At 72.5% G+C, this 21,856-nt stretch carries 24 protein-coding genes; 9 read left to right on the forward strand and 15 right to left on the reverse strand.

Translation table 11 applies throughout. From position 1 onward, the window contains the following. The first annotated feature begins 19 nt into the window (after positions 1-19). Positions 20-637: a Flp pilus assembly protein CpaB gene (cpaB, locus tag BMZ50_RS07735; RefSeq protein WP_091322864.1), complete on the forward strand. Its 618-nt coding sequence runs from the start codon at positions 20-22 to the stop codon at positions 635-637. Between the two features lie 72 nt (positions 638-709). On the opposite strand, the gene BMZ50_RS07740 is transcribed toward cpaB, so the two are convergent. Next, entirely contained in the window at positions 710-1,420 is a 711-nt protein-coding gene (locus BMZ50_RS07740) for a YbaK/EbsC family protein (protein ID WP_218146159.1), read from the reverse strand. Positions 1,421-1,464: 44 nt separating this feature from the next. Between BMZ50_RS07740 and BMZ50_RS07745 the strand changes: the two genes are divergently transcribed. Together BMZ50_RS07745 and BMZ50_RS07750 are read left to right on the forward strand one after the other, a co-directional pair. Next, positions 1,465-1,824 carry a VOC family protein gene (locus BMZ50_RS07745; RefSeq protein WP_091322867.1) on the forward strand — a complete coding sequence of 120 codons (360 nt, stop codon included), beginning with the start codon at positions 1,465-1,467 and terminating at the stop codon, positions 1,822-1,824. Continuing rightward, positions 1,821-2,246, forward strand: a complete 426-nt coding sequence (locus BMZ50_RS07750; protein ID WP_218146160.1) for a PaaI family thioesterase — start codon at positions 1,821-1,823, stop codon at positions 2,244-2,246. The genes BMZ50_RS07745 and BMZ50_RS07750 overlap by 4 nt, the downstream gene beginning before the upstream one ends. On the opposite strand, the gene BMZ50_RS07755 is transcribed toward BMZ50_RS07750, so the two are convergent. From BMZ50_RS07755 to BMZ50_RS07780, 6 genes are read right to left on the reverse strand one after another with little or no spacing between them, the layout of a single operon-like run. Continuing rightward, positions 2,243-3,178, reverse strand: a complete 936-nt coding sequence (locus BMZ50_RS07755) for an MSMEG_6728 family protein (RefSeq protein ID WP_091322869.1) — start codon at positions 3,176-3,178, stop codon at positions 2,243-2,245. The two genes, BMZ50_RS07750 and BMZ50_RS07755, sit on opposite strands and share 4 nt — an antisense overlap. Before the next feature lie 3 nt (positions 3,179-3,181). Next, a complete protein-coding gene (locus BMZ50_RS07760; protein ID WP_177212704.1) occupies positions 3,182-4,030 on the reverse strand; it encodes an NAD-dependent protein deacetylase in 849 nt (282 codons plus the stop codon). 40 nt (positions 4,031-4,070) lie between these two features. Continuing rightward, positions 4,071-4,517, reverse strand: a complete 447-nt coding sequence (locus BMZ50_RS07765) for an SRPBCC family protein (protein WP_091323542.1) — start codon at positions 4,515-4,517, stop codon at positions 4,071-4,073. Positions 4,518-4,567: 50 nt separating this feature from the next. Beyond that, positions 4,568-4,942 (reverse strand): hypothetical protein, encoded by a 375-nt coding sequence (locus BMZ50_RS07770; protein ID WP_091322872.1) that lies wholly within the window; start codon positions 4,940-4,942, stop codon positions 4,568-4,570. A 58-nt stretch (positions 4,943-5,000) separates the two neighbouring features. Then, positions 5,001-5,939, reverse strand: coding sequence for a cation diffusion facilitator family transporter (locus tag BMZ50_RS07775; RefSeq protein ID WP_091322875.1), 939 nt, complete (start codon positions 5,937-5,939; stop codon positions 5,001-5,003). Beyond that, a complete protein-coding gene (locus tag BMZ50_RS07780; protein WP_091322877.1) occupies positions 5,936-6,340 on the reverse strand; it encodes an ArsR/SmtB family transcription factor in 405 nt (134 codons plus the stop codon). Before BMZ50_RS07780 ends, BMZ50_RS07775 begins: the two co-directional genes overlap by 4 nt. 73 nt (positions 6,341-6,413) lie before the next feature. Between BMZ50_RS07780 and BMZ50_RS07785 the strand changes: the two genes are divergently transcribed. Then, positions 6,414-7,301, forward strand: a complete 888-nt coding sequence (locus BMZ50_RS07785) for an oxidoreductase (protein WP_091322879.1) — start codon at positions 6,414-6,416, stop codon at positions 7,299-7,301. Here BMZ50_RS07785 and BMZ50_RS07790 read toward each other — a convergent pair. The 3 genes from BMZ50_RS07790 to BMZ50_RS24115 form a co-directional block, all read right to left on the reverse strand. Then, positions 7,298-7,594 carry a hypothetical protein gene (locus tag BMZ50_RS07790; RefSeq protein ID WP_091322881.1) on the reverse strand — a complete coding sequence of 99 codons (297 nt, stop codon included), beginning with the start codon at positions 7,592-7,594 and terminating at the stop codon, positions 7,298-7,300. The two genes, BMZ50_RS07785 and BMZ50_RS07790, sit on opposite strands and share 4 nt — an antisense overlap. Before the next feature lie 601 nt (positions 7,595-8,195). Beyond that, positions 8,196-9,011 carry a hypothetical protein gene (locus BMZ50_RS07795; RefSeq protein WP_091322883.1) on the reverse strand — a complete coding sequence of 272 codons (816 nt, stop codon included), beginning with the start codon at positions 9,009-9,011 and terminating at the stop codon, positions 8,196-8,198. Positions 9,012-9,186: 175 nt separating this feature from the next. Further along, complete coding sequence (locus tag BMZ50_RS24115; protein WP_177212705.1) at positions 9,187-9,636, reverse strand: hypothetical protein; 450 nt, start codon at positions 9,634-9,636, stop codon at positions 9,187-9,189. A gap of 66 nt (positions 9,637-9,702) precedes the next feature. Here BMZ50_RS24115 and BMZ50_RS07805 point away from each other — a divergent pair, with 66 nt between their 5' ends. Beyond that, on the forward strand, positions 9,703-10,488 hold the full coding sequence (locus BMZ50_RS07805; RefSeq protein ID WP_091322887.1) for a hypothetical protein: 786 nt from the start codon (positions 9,703-9,705) through the stop codon (positions 10,486-10,488). Positions 10,489-10,507: 19 nt separating this feature from the next. Here BMZ50_RS07805 and BMZ50_RS07810 read toward each other — a convergent pair whose 3' ends face one another. Continuing rightward, on the reverse strand, positions 10,508-10,798 hold the full coding sequence (locus tag BMZ50_RS07810; RefSeq protein ID WP_143087119.1) for a helix-turn-helix domain-containing protein: 291 nt from the start codon (positions 10,796-10,798) through the stop codon (positions 10,508-10,510). Positions 10,799-11,109: 311 nt separating this feature from the next. On the opposite strand from BMZ50_RS07810, the gene BMZ50_RS24120 reads away from it, so the two are divergent. Together BMZ50_RS24120 and BMZ50_RS07820 are read left to right on the forward strand one after the other, a co-directional pair. Beyond that, positions 11,110-12,348 (forward strand): hypothetical protein, encoded by a 1,239-nt coding sequence (locus tag BMZ50_RS24120; RefSeq protein ID WP_177212706.1) that lies wholly within the window; start codon positions 11,110-11,112, stop codon positions 12,346-12,348. Next, complete coding sequence (locus tag BMZ50_RS07820; RefSeq protein WP_091322895.1) at positions 12,345-14,270, forward strand: hypothetical protein; 1,926 nt, start codon at positions 12,345-12,347, stop codon at positions 14,268-14,270. Before BMZ50_RS24120 ends, BMZ50_RS07820 begins: the two co-directional genes overlap by 4 nt. Before the next feature lie 528 nt (positions 14,271-14,798). Here BMZ50_RS07820 and BMZ50_RS07825 read toward each other — a convergent pair. Continuing rightward, positions 14,799-15,902 carry a hypothetical protein gene (locus tag BMZ50_RS07825; RefSeq protein ID WP_091322897.1) on the reverse strand — a complete coding sequence of 368 codons (1,104 nt, stop codon included), beginning with the start codon at positions 15,900-15,902 and terminating at the stop codon, positions 14,799-14,801. 324 nt (positions 15,903-16,226) lie between these two features. On the opposite strand from BMZ50_RS07825, the gene BMZ50_RS07830 reads away from it, so the two are divergent. Together BMZ50_RS07830 and tcmP are read left to right on the forward strand one after the other, a co-directional pair. Further along, positions 16,227-16,790, forward strand: coding sequence for a hypothetical protein (locus BMZ50_RS07830; protein WP_091322899.1), 564 nt, complete (start codon positions 16,227-16,229; stop codon positions 16,788-16,790). A gap of 259 nt (positions 16,791-17,049) precedes the next feature. Next, complete coding sequence (gene tcmP, locus BMZ50_RS07835) at positions 17,050-18,207, forward strand: three-Cys-motif partner protein TcmP (RefSeq protein WP_091322901.1); 1,158 nt, start codon at positions 17,050-17,052, stop codon at positions 18,205-18,207. Positions 18,208-18,513: 306 nt separating this feature from the next. On the opposite strand, the gene BMZ50_RS07845 is transcribed toward tcmP, so the two are convergent. The 3 genes from BMZ50_RS07845 to BMZ50_RS07855 all read right to left on the reverse strand — a co-directional run bounded on the left by BMZ50_RS07845 (position 18,514) and on the right by BMZ50_RS07855 (position 21,362). Further along, on the reverse strand, positions 18,514-19,266 hold the full coding sequence (locus tag BMZ50_RS07845; protein ID WP_091322904.1) for a DUF5131 family protein: 753 nt from the start codon (positions 19,264-19,266) through the stop codon (positions 18,514-18,516). Positions 19,267-19,561: 295 nt separating this feature from the next. Then, positions 19,562-20,974 carry a tyrosine-type recombinase/integrase gene (locus BMZ50_RS07850; RefSeq protein ID WP_091322906.1) on the reverse strand — a complete coding sequence of 471 codons (1,413 nt, stop codon included), beginning with the start codon at positions 20,972-20,974 and terminating at the stop codon, positions 19,562-19,564. A 43-nt stretch (positions 20,975-21,017) separates the two neighbouring features. Next, positions 21,018-21,362: a helix-turn-helix domain-containing protein gene (locus tag BMZ50_RS07855; protein ID WP_091322908.1), complete on the reverse strand. Its 345-nt coding sequence runs from the start codon at positions 21,360-21,362 to the stop codon at positions 21,018-21,020. Between the last annotated feature and the right edge of the window lie 494 nt (positions 21,363-21,856).

The raw sequence follows: 21,856 nt of genomic DNA on the forward strand, positions 1-21,856 counted from the left end.
GAGCGGCCAGCCTGGGCGCATGGTCCGGTTCCGCCGTCCCCGCTCGCCCCTGCACACCGCTCGGCAGGTCCTCGCCGCGCTGCTCGCCGGTACCGCGCTCGTGCTCGCGCTCCGGCCGGGGCCCGCGCCGGCGGCCTCCGCCGCACCGGCTCCGATCGCGGCCGTCGTGGCGAGCACCGACCTGGCGCCCGGGGCGGTGCTGGCCGCCGGCGACCTCGCCGTGGCACGCTTCCCGCCCGAGCTCCTGCCCGCCGGGGTGGTCACCGAGCCGGCGGCGCTGGTCGGCCAGGTCCTGGCCGGCGGCGTCCGCGCCGGCGAGCCGATCACCGACGTGCGCCTGGTCGGCACGGGCCTGACCGTGCTGCTGGGCGCCGGGCAGGTGGCCGCGCCGGTGCGGCCGGCCGACCTGGCGGTGAGCGCGCTGGTCCGGCCCGGCGACCGGGTCGATGTCCTGGCGACGGCGGCCGGGGCCGAGCGGGCCGAGGTCGTGGCCGCCGCGGCGCTCGTGCTCGCCGCGCCCGGAGCGGACGACACCGGTGACGGCCTGCTCCTGCTGGCCGTCGATCCCCCCACCGCCGCGCTGCTGGCCGCCGCGGCGACCACCACCACGCTGACTCTCAGCCTGCCGCCGCCGTGACCGACCGTGGACGGGCGGTCACGCACCCGCCGTGAGTGGATACGGGCACCACGCTGACCGGGCAGTGCTGGGTCAGTCGCTGCCCCAGTGCGGGGGGCGGTCCTCCAGGTAGCGCCGGTCGCCGGCGGAGAGATCGTCGGGGCGCTCGCCCCAGCCGACGTCGCGGTCGTCGGGTGCCCGCTCCGCCGGCGCCACGGCGGCCGGCCTCGGGGGCTCGACCACCGGCTGGCCGAGCCCCTCCAGCACCTCGACGGCGGGCAGGGCGGCCAGCACCTGTCCCGGCACGGCCAGCTTGCTGCCCCGGGTCCCCGAGCCCACGACCACCAGGTCGGCGGCGGCGACGGCGGGGTCGACGAGCACCGGCCAGGACGGCGGCAGGCCGATCGGGGTGATCCCGCCGTAGGCCATGCCGCTCTCGGCGACCGCGACGTCCTGGGGAGCGAACGAGGCCTTGCGGGCGCCGAGGTGGCGGCGCACCAGCCCGTTGACGTCGGCCCGCCGGGTGGCCGGCACCAGGCAGGCGGCCAGCATCGTCTGCCCGGCCCGGCGGGCGGCGACCACGACGCAGTTCGCCGAGACCTCCAGCGGCACCCCGTAGGCCTCGGTGAAGGCGGCGGTGTCGGCGAGCTGGTCGTCGATCTCGGCCACCCAGGCGGGCCCGGTCAGGTCGCCCAGCGCAGCAGCGACCGGCGCGGCCAGCAGCTCGGGCCGGGCAGCAGCCGGCGTCCAGGTCAGCGAGCCCAGGTGCGGCACGATCGACGAGGGAGGAGGGCTGTCCGGCACGGGACCATCCTGCCCCTGCCGGCACCGACCGTCAGGATGGGCTCATGATCGGCCAACTGCACTCCGTCGTCATCGACGCTCCCGACGCCCACGCGCTCGCCACCTTCTACGCCGGCCTGCTGGGCATGGAGGTCAGCAAGGGGCAGCCGGGCGATGACTGGGTGGTCATCACCGGAGCCGGCTACCGGCTGGCCTTCCAGCAGGCGCCGGACCTCCGACCGCCGGACTGGCCCGACCCCGACCGGCCGCAGCAGTTCCACCTCGACGTCCGGGTCGCCGACGTCGACGAGGCCGAGCCGAAGGTGCTCGCCCTCGGCGCCCGCCGGCTGCCCGGTGGCGGCGGCGACTTCCGGGTCTACGCCGATCCGGCGGGCCACCCGTTCTGCCTGGTGTGGGACGCGTGAGCGGGCCGATCCCCTCGGTCGACCTCGCCGCGGCCAGCCGGTTCGTCGCGGCGTCCGGCTTCGAGGTGACCGAGTTCAGCGGCACCCGGGTCGCCGGCCACGTCGACGTCGGCCCCGACCAGCACACCCCCTGGGGCGTGGTGCACGGGGGCCTCTACTGCACCGTGGTCGAGTCGGCGGCGAGCATCGGCGCCAGCGCGGCGGTCGCCGACCGCGGGCAGTTCGCCGTCGGGCTGAACAACAACACCGACTTCCTGCGCGCGAGCACCGCCGGCCGGCTCGCGGTGCTCGCCGAGCCCATCCAGCAGGGGCGGACCCAGCAGCTCTGGCAGGTGCTGCTGACCCGCGCGGAGGACGGCAAGCTCGTCGCCCGCGGCCAGGTCCGGCTGCAGAACGTGCCGCTGCCGGAGAGCGGCACCTAGGCCTGGTCCAGGGCCTTCGGGTCCAGGGCCTTCGGGTCCAGGACGACGGAGAACAGGGCGCGCGGATCCTGCAGGCTCGCCGGCGGGCAGGCCGCCGACCGGGGCACGACCCCGGCGAAGCGGGCCGGCCGCCGGTGCGGCAGCAGCTCCCGGCCCTCGAAGCGGTAGTCCCCGACCACCTCGCCGAGCAGCAGGCCCGCGCCGCGCTCGACGGGAAGGCCGACCCGGTCACCGGGGCGCACCTCGTCGAGGAAGGCGGACAGCTGGCGGAGGTCCTTGGCCGGCCGCCGTCCGGACAGCTCCTTGGCCAGGGCACGCAGCTGCACCGGCGCGAGGCCGGTGGCGTCGACGTCGATGCCGGACCGGGTGCCCAGGCCGACCACCCCGGCCGCGAGGCAGGCGCCCAGCTCGGCGTGCGACCGCGGCCGCACGACCCAGACCCGCACGCCCTCCGGCGGGGCCGCGGGCGGGACGTCGTCGGGCTCCGGCCAGACGTAGGGCAGGTCGTCGGGCTCGGTGCCGAAGAGCGGGGCGAACTGCGCCCGGTAGAAGGCGGGCTCCTTGGCCAGCAGGTTGGACCGGTGCGAGCGGTGCAGCGCCTCGTCCCCCAGCCACGAAGGCAGCAGGCCGGCGCGGGCCAGCTCGTCCTGGCCGGCACCGACCACCTCGGGGGCGAACTCGGCGATCTGCTCGAGGGTGCTGTCGGCGAACCCGCGTTCGCGCCACACCCGGACCATCGCCAGGCCGTAGGCGACCAGGGCCGGGGTGCGCCCCCGCCACATCCGGACGGCCGGGTGCGTGGCCCAGCCGTAGTCGGGCAGCTCCAGCGCCCGCAGGATCTGCAGCGTCTCGACGCGCTGCTTGCCCAGGCGGGGCGAGTCCAGCAGCCGGGCGCTCTGGACGAAGTCGGCGACGGGCAGGAAGGTCTGCACCGCTCAGCCGGCCAGCCGGCGGGCGAGCTCCGGGAGGACCGTGCTCAACGGCGCGTTCACCCGGACGTCGACCTTCGCGTCGCCGCGGGTGGGCCCGAGGTTGACCAGCGCCACCGGGATCCCCAGCTTCTCGGCGCGGAGCACGAAGCGATAGCCGCTCATCACCGTCAGCGAGGAGCCGAGGACGAGCAGGGCGCCGGCGTCCTCGACCATGGCGAAGCAGGCGTCGACCCGGTCGCGGGGCACCGTCTCCCCGAAGAAGACGACGTCGGGCTTGAGCGGCCCGCCCCCGCACGCGCGGCAGTCCACCATCACGAACGCGTCGAGCACCTGGTCGGGCAGCTCGGCGTCGCCGTCGGGATTGATCTCCTCGGCGCGGACGCCGAAGTGCGGGTTGGCCGCCTGCAGCCGCTCGTCCAGCTCCGCCCGCCCGGCGAGGTCGCCGCAGGCCAGGCAGACGGTGCGGTCCAGGCCGCCGTGCAGCTCGACGACGTCCCGCGCCCCCGCCGCCTGGTGCAGCCCGTCGACGTTCTGGGTGATGACCCCGGTCACCACCCCGGCCGCCTGCAGGTCGGCCACGGCCTGGTGCCCGCGGTTGGGCCGGGCGGTGCGGATCTGCCGCCAGCCGACGAAGCTGCGGGCCCAGTAGCGGTGCCGGCCGCGGGGGTCGCGGAGGAAGGTCTGGTAGGTCATCGGCGTGTGCCGGCGCAGCGACCCCGTGGCGCCCCGGTAGTCGGGGATGCCCGAGTCGGTGGACAGGCCGGCACCGGAGAGGACGACGACGTCGCCGTCGCCCACCAGCGCCGCGAGGGCCTCCGGCACGGTCGGCTCGAGGACGGGGGGCGCGGTCACCGAGCCATCGTCCCCCGCCGGCGCTCGCGGCGCCGACGGGTCAGCCGGCGGCCAGGTCCTGGTCGAGCCGGGCCAGCAGGTCCTGATGGACGCGGCGCAGGCCCCGGGGGGCGAAGGTGCGCTCGAAGAAGCCGCCGACGCCCCCGGCGCCGTTCCAGGTCGTGCGCACGCGCACGGTGGTGAGGCCCGCGTCGGTGGGGCGCACCGTCCAGGTCGTCACCATCGAGGAGCGGGTGTCGGTCTCCACCAGGGTGTCGGCGTCGGGCTGGGTCACCTCGACCAGCTGGTCGCGGACCCGCCGGGAGGTGGCGGCGAACCGCCAGGCGACGCGGGTGCCCGCGCCCTGGCCACCGGCCTCGACCCGGTAGTCGCTGAACTGCTCGGGGAGCGCCCGGCGGCGGGCCCCGGTGTAGTCGGCGAGGGCGGACCGCACCCGGTCCGCCGGTGCCCGGACGAGCAGTTCAGCAGTGGCGACGACCTGTCCCATGCCGCCCATCCTGCCGTCGCCCGCCGCGGCCACGGCGGGCGGGCGGGCGCTCAGCCCAGCGACTCCTCGGCGTTGAGGTAGGCGCAGCGGAACCGGGCGGCGGACATCGCCTCGGTGAAGCGGGACTCCCAGGCGGTCTCGTCGGCCCGGACGGTGTCGAACACCCGCTGCTCGAGCACCACGGGCATTCCGTCCAGCCCGGTGTAGCCGCGGCGCAGCAGGATCCGCGTGGCGCCGTCCACCTCGTCGTGCGCCGCTGCCCACCGGGCCTGGGAGACGGCCGCAGCGAGCTGGGCGCGCCGCCGGGACGGTAGCCGCGCCGGGCCGGGGGCCGCCTGCAGCGCGGCTCGTGCCGCCCACACGAGCACCACCACCAGGCTCACGAACAGCGCCACCAGGACGAGCTCGGCCAGCAGCATGACCACGGTTCGACGGTAGTTCGGTTCGCGCCGTTCGGCGGCACTCCCAGCGCGGCGGACGAACTCAGACGTGCGCGTGGAGCTCGTGCGCGGCGTGGCCGGCCATCTCCAGCTGGAAGGTGGAGTGCCCGACGCTGACCGGGAAGTGCTCGGCCAGGCAGGTCTGCAGCTGGTCGAGCACCTGGGGGGCGTGCCCGTCGGAGAAGCAGGAGTCCTCCACCACCACGTGCGCCGAGAGCACCGGCAGCCCGCTGGTGATCTGCGTGGCGTGCAGGTCGTGCACGTCGAGGACGTGCGGGAGCGCCAGCAGGTGCCGGCGGACGTCGTCGAGGTCCAGCCCCGGCGGGGCGCTCTCCAGCAGCACCCCGACGGTCTCCCGCAGCAGCTTCAGCGTGCGCGGGATGATCAGCACGGCGATGACCAGCGAGGCGACCGCGTCGGCCTGCTGCCAGCCGGTCAGCGCGATGACCCCGGCGGCGGCCAGGACGGCGACCGAGCCGAGGGTGTCGTTGACGACTTCGAGCAGCGCCGCACGCATGTTCACGTTGCTGCTGCGCCCGCCCCGGGTCAGGACGACGATTGCGATCACGTTGGCGAGCAGGCCGACGGCGCCGAAGACGAGGACGGCGGTCGAGGAGATCTCCGGCGGATCGAACAGCCGGCGGATGCTCTCGATCATGATCCAGCCGCCCACGGCCAGCAGCACCGCGGCCTGCAGGGTGGCGCCGAGGACCTCGGCGCGGTGGTACCCCCAGGTGCGCCGCGGGGTGGCCGGGCGCAGCGCGAGGGTGGCCGCGACGAGCGCGATCCCGAGGCCGGCGGCGTCGGTGAACATGTGGCCGGCGTCGGCGAGCAGCGCCAGGCTGCCCGACACCAGCGCCCCGATCACCTGGACCACCAGCACGGTGGCGGTCAGCCCCAGGACGACGGCGAGACGGCGGCGGTCCTCGAGCGCGCCGTGGCCGTGGGAGTGGCCGTGCCCGTGGGAGTGGCCGGCGCTCATCGGGCCTGCCCGGGCGCCGGGGCCGCCTCGGCGCCGGAGGCCGGGCAGGGCGCGACGGCGTCGCCGGTGACCGCGAGCAGCCGCTCGGCGGCGACGAGCACCTCCCGCAGCTCCGGGGCGGCGGTCAGCGACCACAGCGACGCCCGCCCCTGCGGCCGGGACGTGGCCACGCCGCAGTCCCGCAGGCAGGCCAGCGCGGCGCTGACCGAGCTCTGGGCGAGGCCCAGGTGGGCGGTCAGGTCGACCACCCGGTGCTCGCCGAGGGCCAGGTGCCGCACGATCGCCAGCCGCGTGGGGTCGCCCAGGCTGCGGAACAGGCACGCCGCCGCCACCGACAGCGCCGCGGACTCGTCGCGCGGCAGCTCGAGCACCCTCCCGGCCGACGTCGATGTCATCGTCATGCATCGATGATAGCGGCCGACGAGAGGCACGTCCGGAGCGCGTGCCGGCCACCGCGTGGGTAGGACCCGGACCATGAGGATCACCGCAGAACGGTCCGGCGAATTCCGTCTCGGCGACCGCCGGGTCGACCGCCTCGGCTACGGCACGATGCGGCTGACCGGCCCGGACGCCGCGGGGCGGCCCCCGCCGGACCGCCGGACCGCCGTCGCCGTCCTGCGCCGCGCCGTGGACCTGGGGGTGGACCACATCGACACCGGCGACTACGAGGGCCCCCGCCCGGTGACCGAGCTGATCCGGAGGGCGCTGCACCCCTATCCCGACGACCTGACCATCGTCACCACCGTCGGTGCCCGGTGGACCTCCGACGGCCGCTGGGTGGAGGCACTCTCCCCCGCCGAACTGCGCCAGGCGGTCCACGACCAGCTCGACCAGCTCGGCCTCGACGTCCTGGACGTGGTGAGCCTGCGCATGCCCGGCCAGCGCGAGCCGATCGAGCGGTCGCCGGCCGAGCCGATGGAGACCCTCGCCGAGCTGCAGCAGCAGGGGCTGATCCGCCACCTGGGCGTGAGCAACGTGACGACGCAGGGGTTCGCCGAGGCGGAGGCGGTGGCACCGGTGGTGTGCGTGCAGAACCACTACAACGTGGTCCACCGCCACGACGACCCTCTGGTGGACGCGCTGGCCCGCGCGGGCATCGCCTTCGTGGCGTGCCTGCCGCTCGGCGGGTTCCCCCCGGTCGAGGCGCCGGCGCTGGCGCGGGTGGCCCGCGTGCTGGAGACGACGGAGACGGAGGTGGCGCTGGCCTGGCTGCTGGCCCGCTCCCCCAACATCCTGCCCGTCCCCAGCACGCGGTCGCTCACCCACCTGCAGCAGAACCTGGAATCCGCGGCGCGGGTGCTCGGCCCGGTGGAGCTGGAGGAACTGGACCGGATCGGCGGCGTGGTCGAGCCCGAGCCCTAGGGGCGGGGATCGATCCGCGTCCAGCCGCGCTCGTCCCGGCGGGCACCCTGGGCCGCCCGGCAGCGGCGGCACACGGCCTGCACCTCCTCCGCGTGCCGGCCCGACTCCGGCTGCACGTCCGCCCAGCTGACGTGCGGGAAGCGGGCCAGCCGGGATCTGCTCAGCGCCAGCCCGCAGACCGTCTCGTTGCGGCCGCGTTCCCACGCGTGCACCTCACCGGCGGGGTAGCGGATGCCGTCGTCGGGGTCGGTCCACTGGCCCGCCGCCGCGACCGCCGCATTGCGTGCTCCCATGGGAGCACCGGTACCCGGTGTGCATCGCGTGGTGGGGTGCTAACCGTTGCTCTGACCAGCAGCGGAGGGCTGCGTCAGGGTGACTTCTTACACGTTAGCGGCCGACTTCTTACATGCCCGCCGCCGGCCGGCTCAGGTGAGCTGCTCGAGGATGGTCGCCTGCTGGATGCGCTCGTCGCAGGCGAGAGCGGCAGCACCTTGCTGAAGACCTCCGCGGTGCTGGCTTCGCGGGGGCATCGAGGGGCACCGCGGGACGGCTGAGCCGGCGCTGGGACGACCGCGCTCGCTGCCGCAACGTGCTGGCGCCGCGTGGCCACGCTTACTGGACGGCCCCGGGCGTGCGGACCACTCTCCTCGACGCGGCCGATAGCGGTGTGTGGGCATCGGCCCGGGCTCCCGGCGCGGCAGGGTTCAGGACGCGGGAGGTGTCGAGTTCACCGTGTCCGGTTCGGGGCTGGCAATCGCCGGCACCCCACCGGTGCTGTGTTGCTTCGGCTCATGCCAGGCTTCGGACACCTCAGCCTGGTGCGACGGCGGTGGGGCCGGCGAATGGCGGGCCGCCTGCTGGTGAGGAACGCAGCAGCAGGCGGCGCGGCGGAAGTCAGTCGCGGGGGTTCTGCTGGGGGTCGGAACTCGTCGAGCGGCGGACGCCGAAGGTGTCGGTGCCGTTGCCGTCCCAGTCGCCGGCGAAGGCCAGATCGCCCGGGTTCCCGTAGCGGGTGACGACGTCTGCTGAACCGAAGGTCAGGCTGTTCTTCAGGTAGTAGGTGTTGCCTCGGCTCACCGCCGGGGTGTCGGTGCCGTTGCCGTCCCAGTCGCCCACCAGGACGCGGTCGGAAGGGTCCCCGTAGGCGAACGTCGTGACACCGGCGTGGGAGCCCTCGGCGGGCATGAGGAAGTAGGTGTTGCCGCGCAGGACGCCGACGGTGTCGGCACCATCGCCGTCCCAGTCCCCGACGAGCACGACGTCGTTCGGGTCGCCGAAGTTGAACACCTTGTCAGCGGCACCGGTGGTCAGTGAGTTCCTGACGTAGAACGTGCCGCCGCGGTGCGCAGCCAGGGTATCGGTGCCGTCACCGTCCCAGTCGCCGACCAGGATCTCGTCGTGCGGGTCGCCGTAGGAGAAGGCGGTGTCGGCGGTCCCGCTGCTGAGGCTGTTGCGCAGGTAGAAGCTGTTGCCCCGGCGCACCAGCGGGGTGTCGGTGCCGTTGCCGTCCCAGTCCCCGAAGTAGGCCGTGTCCCCCGCGTTGCCGTAGCTGAACACGTGGTTCGCGGTACCGCCGAGCGAGTCACCGAGAAGGAACTGCGAGCCGTACCCGAACAACGCGGAACCCTTCGCCTGGGCCGGTGCGGCGACTCCCATCAGTGTGGCGGCCGCAGCCGCGACGAGCGCGAGAGCGCGAACGGACGTCTCCAACGATGTCTCCCGTGGATCGAGACCCCTACCGCAGGGGCCAGTTGGCGGGCAGCGTTCCACACGCCGCTCCCGGCTCCGGACAGTGTGGTCCGACAGACCCTGCGGCACGCAGCTCGGACCGGCACCGCACCGTGTACGTCACGGTCTCCGACGGGGGCCTGCGGCGGCCACCCACCTACTCTCCGATCGAAGCCGCCTGGCTCGCCGGAGGCGGACGCCGGGACCCGGCGGTCGCCGGTTGTGCAACAGGCTGCTGCACGATCGGGCGGTCGGCAAGCTCGGCCAGCAGCGCCTCCAGGGGGCCGGGGTAGCCCGGCGCGCGGCGGCGGAACGCCGGCACGTCTGCTTCGGCGAGATCCTCGGCGGCGACCAGCACCGGCACCGCGACGTCGAGCAGGTGCGCGTCGCTGACCTCGTGGACCGTCGGCCCGCCCGGAACGAGAACCTGCCGCCAGCCGCAGGCCGGGCACGACACCTGATCGGCACCGGTGTCGTCGACGCCCCAGGTGTCGGTGTGCCCTCCGTAGGCGTCGGCGATCACCACGACGGCGTGGATCGCCGGCATCTGCCCGACCTCGGTCTCCCCGAGCACCGGGTGCCGGCGCCACGTTGTCGGCTCATCCACGCCCGCCAGCCAAGCAGCCGAGGGCCGTTCCCGACAGCCTCCCGGGGCGTCGGTGACACTGCGCAGGTGACGCCGAGCCGGGAAGCGCAGATCCGCGACACGTTCGACCAGCTCGACCGGTGGCAGCAGCAGATGCAGGTGGTGTTCGTGCCCGAGCCCGGCAGCGAGCTGGCCGGCGACGACGCCGACTGGCCGTGGCTGCCGGTCACCCAGTCCGCCCTCACCGGCATGGGCGCCGCGCGGGACCACCTGCAGGCGGTGCGCGTCCACATCGAGGCCGGTGAGCTGTTCCCTTTCGCCCACCAGACGCTGACCCGCACCGCGATCCTCGCCGCCGCGCAGGCGGTGTGGGTGCTGGCCCCGGACGAGCGCGGCGAGCGGTGCAAGCGGGCCCGCACGTTCGCCGCAGAGAGCTACGCCAAGCACCTGGCGTTCCTCCGCGATCTGCGGGCGCTGACACCGGACACCCGTCACGGCACCGAGACGGTGCTGCAGCACACCCAGCGGCGACTGGCGGAGCTGACCGCCCTGCGAGCCGCCGACGGGCAGGCCACCGCCGTCCTCGGCGCGACCGACGTGATCTACCACGCCGTGCTGGCCACCTGGGGCAGCCGGGAGCTCGCCGTCGAGGCCCGCAGCGAGTGGCGGCGCGGCTCGGGCGCGGCGCACGGCCTGCCGTGGTCACTGCTGGGCCGGCAGGGCACCGCGCAGGCGGCCGCGGCCGACGCGGCGGGGATGGCGGAGTTCTCCGCCGGCGGCAGCGTGGGCGGGCTGGCCAACTCCTACCTGTGCGCCTACGGCCTGCTCGTCCACGCCTTCCGGCTGCTGGACCGCCGCGGCGCGCGCGACTGACCGGCGCAGACGGCCGGTTCTACAGCACGCTGATCCGCAGGCCAGCGGCCTGAGCGACGCGCATCAGGGTGTCGATGCGCGGCCACAGCGTCCCGGCCAGCAGCGGCCACAGCGTCGCTTGGCCGACGCCGGCCCGGCGGGCCAGCTCGCGCTTGGACACCTCCGCCAGCTTCCCGTCCTCCAGCTGGGCGAGCAGCGCTGCGGCGACGTCCTGGACCAGCACGCAGGCGGCCCGCAGACCCTCGTCGGGCACGTCGTCGAAGGTCATGTGCGGCCACTGCCCGCGACCACGGGCAGCGGGACCGGGCACGGATCGGACGCTAGCCGCGCACGCACGCAGTGAGCGCACGCTGCTGCTACGAGTTCCCGTAGCACTGCGCGACTGCGGGGCGGCCGGTGACGCCGAACCGGTCCTCTGCATGACGCACACCAGCCACCCCTCCGGAGCCGCACTCCGCCGGCTTGATCTTGATGGCGACTCCTGGGAACCTTCGATCACCTGTTCGAACACGGCGCCGTCTTCCCCCGGCGCGCAGTCGGCTGCGGAGGAAGCCATGCGCCACATCACGGGGGATGCGCGTCGCGCTGCAGCGGCCGGGCTGCGGGCCCCGGGTGGCCGTCGTGGCTGACCCGACGTTCACCCGCAGCGGCGCCGCGGCCCGCAAACCGGCGACGAGTGCGCCGCGGGCTGCGCGCCGCCCGCGCACGGCCACGACCAAGCCGGCCCCCGCAGCGGTCCAGCCAGCCGGGACGAGCCCGGCGCCGGTGGACGACGAGGTGGCGGTGCGGCTGGCGATCGCGCTGGCCGAGCTGCCCGCCGAGGCCGCCGACGCGGTCACGGGCTACCGCAACCGCTCGTTCTCCGACGAGCAGTGGGTCCTGGTCGCCGACCTGGTCCGCCTCGGCATGGCCGTCGGCTGGCCGGCCGGCGTCCGCCGGGGCGGCGGCAACATCGGCTGGGCGCTGGGCCTGCACGCCCGGGTGCACCTGCTGCTGGGCACCAACCGCACCGTCGCCGGCTGGTACGGACCCGACGCGGTCGCCACCACCCTCGCCGGCGGGCACGTCGGGCGCGGACCCGACGCATTCACCCTGCCGCCGCAGTTCGCCTCCGCCTGGAACGCCCGGCTGCGCACCATCGGCCGGGTCCTGGTGCCCTCCACGCCGCCGCCGGCGCGGAAGTTCACCGCCGGCGAGCCCGCCGCCCCGCTCACCGCGGCCGAGCTGGAGGAGGTGCTCGACTTCTGCGCCGGGCACCGCAGTCCCCGCTTCGGCGGGCGCGTCGGCGAGCGCCTGGCCCGGATGGTCTGGCTGATCTGCGGCACCGGCGCCCGCAACGAGGACCTGGTCACCGTCGTCGACGGCAAGCCGGTGCACGTCACCGGTGAGGCGGTCACCCGCACCCCGGCCGCGGCCGTGTTCACCACCGCCGGCCCGTCGCCGCGGCGGATCCCCGTGCTCGCCGCGTGCGAGGCCGCCGTCCTCGACGCCGCGGCCGCCGCCGGCGAGCGGCCGCTGCTGGAGCGGCTGCCGCGCTCCACCCGGATCACCGACCGGGCCATCGACTCATCTGGCTGGGCAGCCGAACAGCGGTTCACGCTCAACGCGCTGCGCCTGCGGCACACCTGGCTGGCCGCCGTCCTGGCCGGCGGCGTGCCCTACCCGGCGCTGCTGCGCGCCGCCGGCATCGGCGGCGAGCGGATCCTCGCGTCGCTGACCGCCCGGCTGCCCGCGCTCGACGACGCCGCCTACGAGGCCGCGCTGCGCTGCGGCACCGGTCCGCTGCCCACCGCCGGTCAGCTGCTGCTGCCCGGGCTCACCCACCCCGCCCCGCGACCGCCGCTGCGGGAGCAGCCGTGAGGGTCGACCCGCACACCGGCGAGGTCCTCCCCGACGACCCCGCCGACGGCCCCGGCGGCGCGGACGGAGACATTGAGGTCGCGCTGCCGGTCCGCGGGCGCCGCACCGGCAACTGGGCCGCGCTCGCCGCCGCCTCGGCCGACGCACCGCTGATCGGCCCGGACAAGGTGACCGTCGTCCGGGTGCCGCGCGCGCTGGTCGCCCTGGCCGAGGCCACCGTCGACCGCGGCCCGCTGGCCGGCTACCTCGAGTCGCTGCTGCCCGCCCAGGAGCGGCGCCCTACCGGTGGCCGGGTCAGGGTGCTGCGCGTACGCACCCTGCTGGTCGGGCTGCTGCTGCTCGCGCTGGCCGAGCAGGCGATGATCGTCCGCGACGCGGTCGCGCTGCTGAACGCCCTGCACCCGTCGGACAAGCACCGCCTCGGGGTGCCCGAGCAGCTCACCGAGCGGATGGTGTCCCGGCTGTTCAACCAGGTCGCGCACGCCCTCGACCCGTCCCCGCACTCACCGCACAACCTCGCCGCCCGCCGCGCCGGCCACGAGGCCATCCGCGAGGAGCACCCCGGCGAGGAGAACCGGGCGCTGCGCCGCGACCTGCACCGCCAGCTCGAGGCCGCGCACGCCGCGGCCCTGATGGAGAACCTGACCCGGCTGCGGTACGTGCTCGACCGCGGCCTGGACGCCACCCTGCCCGAGACCGTGCACACCGGCTCCTACGGCGTCGACGCCTCCGAGGTGCCCAGCTGGGCGCATCAGTACCACAAGCAGCCCCGCCGCCCGGAGCTGATCAGCGACCCCGACGCCCGGTGGAACGGCAAGGGCAGCGGCTGGTTCGGCTACTGGCTGCACGGCGTGGTCCGCGTCGGCGAGGTCGGCGGCGAGGACACCCCCTGCCTGACCGAGCGGATCGAGCTGACCGCGGCCAACGCCGACTCTCGCGTCGCCGGGCTGGAGCTGCTCACCCGGATGGTCGCCGACCACGAGCGCGCCGACGAGGCCGCCGGCCGCGCGCACCGGCCCCGCCGCGACATCCTCGCCGACCGCTTCTACACCTCCGAGGTCGAGCGCGCCGACGACTGGATCTGGCCGGTGTTCGCCCTCGGCTTCGACTCGGTGCACTACCTCACCGCCCACCAGCTCGGGCAGGGCCGCTGGCCGCTGCGCAACGGCGCGATCGTCGTCGACGGCCAGCCCTACAGCCCCCGCCTGCCCGAGCACCTGCGCAACCTCACCCCGCCGAAGGTCGGCGCACCCAAGTCCGAGATCCTCGCCTACCAGGCCCAGGTCGCCCAGCGGGCCCCGTACGCGCTGCACGCCGTCGGCGGCCGCCGCGACGACGGCTCCTGGGACTTCGGCTGCAAGGCGATGAAGCTGCTCGGGTCGCTGCGCTGCGACCTCAAGCCGCACTCGATGGGCAAGGCACCGAGCGGCCGCCGGCCGACGACCGACCCGACGGTGTTCACCCCGCGCGCGCTGCCCAAGATCTGCGGGCAGGAGAAGTCCCGGGTGCAGATGACCGAGCTGCCGTTCTGGCAGCCGCTGCCGCACGGCTCGGCCGAGTGGTTGGACAGCATCAACCGGCGCAACCGCGTCGAGGGCATCTTCGGCAACGTCAAGAACGACGCCGCGCAGAACGTCACCCGCGGCCGGTTCCGCGTCATGGGCCTGGCCCGGGTCAGCCTGATGACGCTGTTCCTGGTGATGGCCGCCAACCTGCGCCTGATGCAGACGTTCACCGCCCGACAGGACAAGGCCGCCGCCGCGGCCGCCCTGGCCGCCACCGGTCACCGCCCGGCGCCGCGGGCCACCCGCAAGCCGCGCATGCACAACCGGCTGCGGCACGAGATGCGCAAGCGCATCGACGCGCAACGCGAACTTGCCGCCGCCGGCGACGCCCGCGCCGGCGCCCCACCGGGCGCCTAGCCACCGGCCGCACCACCCCGCACCGCACCACCCGCGCTCCGGCGTGCCCACGACGGGCGCGCCGGGGCCTCGGCATGCCCGCAGACGGCCCCAGACGCCCCCGCGGCGGTGCCGCGGCAGCCACGGAGCCGCGCCCGGCGGCCGCGACGACCCCTCACACACGACGACGGCCCCGCCGGACCCCCTCATCGGGGCCGGCGGGGCCGTTCGCTGTCCCCGGGAGGCCCACCGTTGACCAACGGTCAGCCCGACCGGTGGTCAACGGTTAGCTCCTGGTGGTGGCCCCGAGAGGATTCGAACCTCCGACACACGGTTTAGGAAACCGATCCAAACCCTGCGGGAAAGCGCAACCTCAGCGTTTGACCTGCAAAGACGGCAGCGGACTGCAAGGAGGTGCAGGCTTCTGCGCCGGATCGTGACACGGATGTGTCACGCGGCGCCGAGCGCAGCCGGTGCTTCAGGCCCTGGCTTACTCCATGTCCGATGTCGCCGTGGCCATGGGCCTTGCGCGGGCGGTCCGCGGTCTGGTCAGTCGGTCCACGTCTCGTGCAGCCACCGAAGCCAGACCGTGGCCAGGCTGATCGCCCGCAGCGAGTTCTCCGGCGTGTACAGCGCCGCGTTCACCGCGTGCGCGGTGCCGGTCCGCGAGAACCGCGGACTCCGCTTCCGGTAGTCGTAGCCGTTGTACGCGGGCGGAATCCCCGCCGTCACCATCCGTAGCCGCATCTCCAGCAGGGAGACGGTGTCCTCGTCGAAGTCAGGCAGGCGCTTGATTTCCGCGCGCAGGGCCTTCACGCCGCCGACATGGTGTTGCTCCAAGCCGGTGTCCAGGACGTTCGTTGCGAGGGCTTGTGCGGCCCGGGTGCGGCCCACGCGGTGCGTGTCGACGGCCTCTTGTGCGAAGTCCACCAGTTCCGTGAGGTCCTCGTGGGTGGTCTCCATCAGGGACGCGATGCAGTCGTCGAGGATGGTGTCAACGTGCTCGGTCAGGACACGGGCGCGGTCATCGGCCGTGTTCGCGGCCAGCAGCAGTCGCAGCACGTCCTCGTGGGGAACCCAGACGAGCCCGACCCGCTGCTCCTCGCTGATCTCGACCAGCCGGGCCCAGTCCTCGACGTCTAGGTCGCGCAGGTTCTCCGGGATGAGCCGGTGGACCGACTCGATGAGCCGATCGAGTCCGGCCAGTACGTCAGGCCGTATCAGCCGAGAGAAGTCGACCGGTGGGATGTCCACGCGGATCTGTTCGAGGAACGCCTCGGTGTGCGTTTCCATCAGCCGCCGCATCCACGACTCGTCGTAGATCACCGGCATCTTCGGCACGATCGTGTCCCAGGTGGACGCCGGGATGATGGGCGCCTTCGTCGCGACCGTCCGGGCGATCCGGCGGGCTACGTCGGACTGCTGTTGAAGCCGCCGGGCAAGGTCGGCGACCGGATCGCGCGTGATTTGCCGCAGTTGAGCAGCCAGGGTCTCGTTGAGTCGGAAACCCCGCTGACCCAAGCCTGCACGCGGCCGGGTACTTGCCGCGGACGGCTGTGCTGATGGAGGGTCGCCAGCGGTTCCGTCGCGCGGCGTCTCCTGGTGGGCGGTCGCCTCCTCGTCGGACGGCTCGTCCGGCCGCACTTCGCCCATGCCAATCCTTTCGAGAAGTCGTACGCGGGTACGTGGCTGCAGCGCTAGCGGGCGCCGCGCCCACCAAGGTGCCACGTCACTAGTACTGCGGCTGCCAACCTTTGCCCTGGTTTCTGGCGGGGGTTAAGGCAGGGGCCGTGATGACGTGAACGCTCCGCTTCCCCGACCGCACTCAACGCTGGATGCGAGCATCGGACCGTTCTACGACAGCAAGAGCGTCCAGGGGACTGCCCCCACGCCCAAGCGCGCTGCCCGTCATCAAGGGCTGAGCGCTGTGGGCACGGAGCCCTCCCAGCCCGAGGGCCGCCTTGTAGTTTTCGACCCGTGACCACGCTGCCCGCTTTGAGGGTGCCGCTGAACCTCCCGCGCGGCTGCTCGTCCGAGGCTGTGCACGTCCTTAACGTCCTGTCGTCCCTGGTTCGAGCCTTGACGGTTGCTGGACCCGACGTCGAGCGCGAGGCGCGACTCACCGGCGACGCCCCACTCATGGAGTTCGTCCGCGTGACGCGGCAGGGCGCGATGCGCTCGCTCGACTACTGGTTCACGCCACGACGCCGGGGCGAGTGGCGTCCCTCGAATGTGCTGTGGTCTGAGGCAGCACGGGCGCTGCCCAATGTCGCCGGAGCGCCGGTCCGCTCCGAGCACGTCTACCCGCTCAACCTGCTGTCTCGGGACCTGCTCGCGGCGGAGCCGACCGTCGAGGCGTTCGGGCGCATCGTCGCCGACCGGCTCGTCCTCGCCGTCATCACCGTCGAGGAGGACTTACGGCTCGGTGCTGCTGGTTTGTCTCGGTCCATGCCAGCCGCGTGGGACGGGCGCGACCCGTTCGACCGCTATCGTGCGGCTGGCCTCGACGTGGACGCCTTCGCGTCGAGGCAAACGGCATGAGAGCGCCCACGGCTGGAGGTTCCGTGAGCCGGTGAGCCGGACACGGGGGCGGGACTGTTCGTACTTATGGCCGAACCCCGGGGTCGAACTATGACTCCGGCCGGTCTGTCCCGGGCATGGATTGGCAGTCGCGGCACTAGGACTTGCTACCCCGCGCCGTGAGGAACTCCTTTAACGCCCTCCGCCGGATCCCGACCGTGTCGGCCATGCGCTGTCGCGTGCGTCTGGCACCCTTCGTGGGTCTGTGAGGAGGACCACCATGGCTACGGGGGCCGGAGAGCGGTATTGGTCCGGACAGGCGCTGCCGAGCGTCTTCAAGCACACCCTGCTCGACAAGTACGTCCCCCAGTTCGCTGGGATGACCGGGTCGATTGGGCGGCGGGTGGTCTATCTCGATGGTTACGCCGGACGCGGGCGATACACCGACGGGACTCCGGCATCTGCGGAGAAGATTTTGATGGTCGCGCAGTCCCAGTTCGAGCGCGTCGGCTTGGCTTGGACCTGCTACTTCGTTGAGCAGGACCCAGAATCCGCTCGTGCACTGGGCGACGTGGTAGCCGAGTACGTCGCTCAGGGGGTCACAGCCCTCGCTCATCGGGGCGACGTGCAGGACGTGCTCGACCAGGTCATCAGGTCCGCCGTCGGATGCCCCCTGTTCGCGTTCCTGGACCCCTGCGGGCTGGGCCTGCCGTTCAACCGGATGAGCGGGCTCCTCAACGGCGAGCGAAAGAAGGAGTGGCCCCCCACCGAGTTCCTGCTGAACTTCAGCCTGGACGCAGTTCGGCGCATCGGCGGCCACGTCACCGGCCAACGCAACGAAGCGACCCTCCGGCGCATGGACGACGCCGTCGGCGGGCGATGGTGGCGCGAACTCTTCTCCAACGGCGTGAACGACGCAGCCGTCGAGGCGGTCGTGGCTGGCTTCTCCGAGCGCATGAGCGCCGCGACGGGCATGCACCTGGTCGCGGTTCCGGTGCGGCGTGCGCCGACCCATAAGCCGGTCTACGACCTCATTTTCGGCAGTCGCAAGGCCCATGGGCTTTGGGTGTTCGGAGACGCAGTCGCCCGAGCCACCCAGGCGTGGTGGGACACCCTCGAAGAGGTCGAGGTCGAGGCAGATCCGGACGCGCTGTTTCCGGCCACCGCCACGATCCGCCCGGTCTTGGAAACGGTCGAGGAGCGCGCCCTGCCGGTCATCACCGACAATCTCCGCTACCTCCTGCACAGCCACCCTGCTGGGTTCCGCGTGGTCGACCACACGAGAGCCGTCTTCGGTGAGTTCTATGGGCAGGTCAGAGAGTCGGTCGTCCGGAAGGCGGTGAAGGCGCTGCACCAGCAGGGTGGCACCGCGACGACCGGTGTCGGCGGCACCAAGAGGACCCGAGACTTGGTCGTCCTTCCGCCTACGGCCGCCTGACCGGTGGCTACCGAGACCTGCGGTTGTAGGGGGACTGGTTCGTCGGCTTGAGGCTGGTGTTCTGCTTCGCGGCCTGACTGCGGACCGCTGCCTCGGAGCGCCCCAACTTGAGCCCGATCACTCGGGTCGGCGTGTTGCCGGAGGCCAGGCTGCGGAGTTGAGCCTTCGCACTCGATGTCCAGGACTTGCCGCTGTTGCGCGTCGACTTCGCCATGATTCCCCCTTGCTCAGGAATGACATGCGCGTAAGTACCCGCCACGTCGGCTCCACTAACGCCCTGATAAGGCACTCCGAGGACGGGCGTCGCTATGCGGTCGCGAGGGGCCGAGCGGGCATCTCGTCCCAGACGAGGCCCTCCAATGTCCGGCCCCCAGCCTTGGGAGTGCGCCCGCCCCATTGCTTAAAAAAGAACGGCACCTGCGCGTTCTGGCAGGCATTCCGCAGGTTGATGACCCATTCCGGGTCCATGGCCCGGTGGCCGGAGCCACTCTCTCCTCCGGCGATGACCCAGTCGATTCCGTCGAGGTTGATGCCGTCGAGCGGACCCAGCAAGGGCTCACAGGAGAGGAACCGAACGGCTGCCGGAACGCTGCGCAGATCGTCGATGCGGTCGAAGGTGTCGCTGTTCTCCACGCTGACGCCCATCCACACGTTGTCCGGCCAATCCAAGTGGTCGGCGACTTTCCGCAGGCGGGCTGCGCGCTTGGTGAGCACCTGGTAGGTGTGCTGCGGCGTCGCGGCCATGACGGCGAAGACCTGACGCACAAAGTCCAGCGGCACGCGGGCGTGGAACAGGTCGCTCATCGAGTTGACGAACACCAGCCGGGGCTGTCGCCAGGAGAACGGGATAGACAGCGCCCGCGGATGGACAGTGACCCCGAATCCCGGCCCGCTGGTGCGCGGGTCACCGTCGTTCTGATACTTCTCGGCACCCATCGCCTTGAGCCTCTTGGCCAGCGTCAGCGCGTAGCAGTTGTCGCAACCGACCGATACGCGGTCGCAGCCGGTCGTCGGGTTCCAGGTCGCTTCGGTCCATTCGATGGTGCTCTTGTTCGCCACGCTTGCCCCCAGCCGACTTCGGTCCCTCCGACGCTATCGGCAGGCCCTCTGCCCGTCGGGCATGGCCGACGGTAGGGGCAGGGTCCGACGAGGCGACATCCGGAGGACGGGCTCAGGCGCTCTCCACCGCCAGCGAGCGGCCGATTCCTAGGGCAATCCGGCGTCCGGTACGCACGACATGGTTGGCGGATGCCTCACGATCCAGAGGCGGAGGTAGGTCTCTTGGACGGGGCGAGCCCGCAACTCCGCTACGCCGACCGGCCCGACCGAAGCAGGCACCGGCGACCGTTCCGCGTCAGGCTGCCTGTTCCTCGGCGGCCTCTCCGCGAGCGAACTGGTACGACGCGTTAGCCGGGACGACGTCGGACGCAAGACTATCTCGGCCGCCATCCGGCCCGTAGGCCGCCCAGATCGCGTTGTACATGGCAGTCAGCGTCTTCTGAAGGCCCCAGCCCTTGGCGCGCACCTTGCGCGCCTCCCGCCACTCGACGACCCCGTCCTCCTCGGACATCGAGTAGATGTCGGTCACCATGCTGCCGCCTTCGTGTCCTACCTGGGCCTGCACTCGACGCTGGGAGACACCGGCCGCTTGGAGCATTGAGATGTAAGTGGCGCGCATCGCGTACGGCGTGGGAGCCAGGCGGCGGCCTTTGACGTGGGTTGTTGGGTCGCCGTTAAGCGTGGGCAGCGCCTTGGCGGCGGTCGCCAACGTGGGCTGCCAGGAGTACCGGGACCACACGCCATACAGCCACCACCCCCCTGTCGCGGAAGGGAACAGTGGCTGGCCGGGGCGGCGGCCCTGGGCCTCGGACCAGGCAAGGAGACGCTGCCACAAGGGCTTAGGAATGGTCACCAACCGACTCTTGCGGTTCTTCACCGGCCCCCGCTTTGCGCCGCCCACGCACTTCTCGTTGAGCGAATACTCAACGTTGAGTTTGGGCTCCGCGGGCAGGACCGTGATGCCGTCCATTGCCCGAACCTCACCGGGGCGGAGGCCAGCCCAGAGGGCAACCTCCAACATCAACCGATCCTTTTCCGCGGGAGCGGAGACGCATAGTTCGACGATCTCGGCAGGCGTGAAGAAGAACTTGGCCTTCCTGACGCTTGACGCGGTCTTGCCTTTCTTCACGGCACGGACATCCTTGAAGGGGTCCCTGTCGATCCAGTTTTCGTCGATCGCTTCCTTGATGGCGGCGCGCGCGAGACGGAGGGCCTTGATGCGGCGGCTGGCCCCCTGCCTGGGCTTGCCTTCTCGACCGCGCGCAACCCGCTCCGGCACCTCCTTGAGTTTGCTCATCCAGGTCCTGGCCAGGGTTCGGTTCTGGGCTAGGTCCACAAGACGAAGATGGCCGATACCGAACTCGGGAGCGCCAATCACATTCCTGGCGAGGTCACGAAGATCGGACTCGCTACTCTCGGACAGGTCGTCGTAGAGCACCCGCTCATCGATGTAGCGGGCAACTTCCGCGCCGAGCAGCCGCTCGCCCTGAGCGCGCTTGTCCCGCGTGGCGTCGGTTTCTTCCAGGTAGCGATCGAGTGCCGCCAGCGCGTCTTCGCGGGATTCGTAGAGCGTGGGTTGGAAGACGACCTGTTGTCCTCGCACGGTCAGGCGCGGCCGCCACTTGCCTGAAGGGAGTTGGGCGACGCTGCCGGTGCCTTTGCGACGCTGGGGCTCAGGTCGCATCGACTGCTTGAGTGACCTAGTCATGGGAAACGCTACCGTCCAGATTCTTCGTGGATTGTTAGCGCCGTCAGGCGGCCGCCGGTCCCGCTGCCGCTTCCCGGAGGTAGGCGTCAACGTCGTCGGGGAAAAGGACCTTGATGCGCCCGCGCGCCCCGCCCTTGCCGCCAAGGCGCCGGTGCGGCATGCGGCCCAAGGCGATCTCGCTCCGCAGATGGCGCTCACAGATGCCGAGCCGCTGCGCTGCCTCCGCGACGTCGATAAGGCGACGGCCGTTACCGAGGTCCCCCGGCTCGATCTGATCCAACTCGTGCATTTCGTTGCCCTCCAAGGCGTCGTCCTGCCCGGCTCTTCCGGGCAGTGCCGCCCTGTAATCGGCCGGTGCCTGACGGATTCGGTCGACTCGCAGAAACATTTCTGGGCCACCTCGAAGAACGCCCGATCGCGTGATCGGCGATAGCGCAGTGTGAGCGTGGCGGGCTGGATACCGGCGGGTATCGCTAGCCCCTCGGTGTCGCATACGCCTGCGTGTAACTGTGCGTGTCCGTCGGGCTGTCTCGGATCGGCGCCGAGGGCTCCACGCGGATGTCCGGAGCGCCCATTGGGTTGGTGCGCGGTGCTCTTCGGTTGGTTCACGCCACCTCTTGGCGTCAGACGTCTTGGTCACCGCCTCGCCGAGGTGGACGGCTGCGCGACGCGGCCGTGCTGTCCGCAGGACTCAGGAAAGGTCCGCTGCTGCCCAAGTCGATAGGCCGGTCTCCATCGCTGGTCCGGATTCGGGCGGTCGTCCGAGCGCTTCATTCGAGCGTTCGAGAACTGTCAGTCCTGTGCGAGATGATGATCTTGAGGCGCCCATGTGTGGTGCCATCGAAGAGAGGGCCTGATGGACGGTCTACACGGTCGGATTGA

Source organism: Geodermatophilus ruber (assembly GCF_900114385.1).
Lineage (GTDB): Bacteria > Actinomycetota > Actinomycetes > Mycobacteriales > Geodermatophilaceae > Geodermatophilus > Geodermatophilus ruber.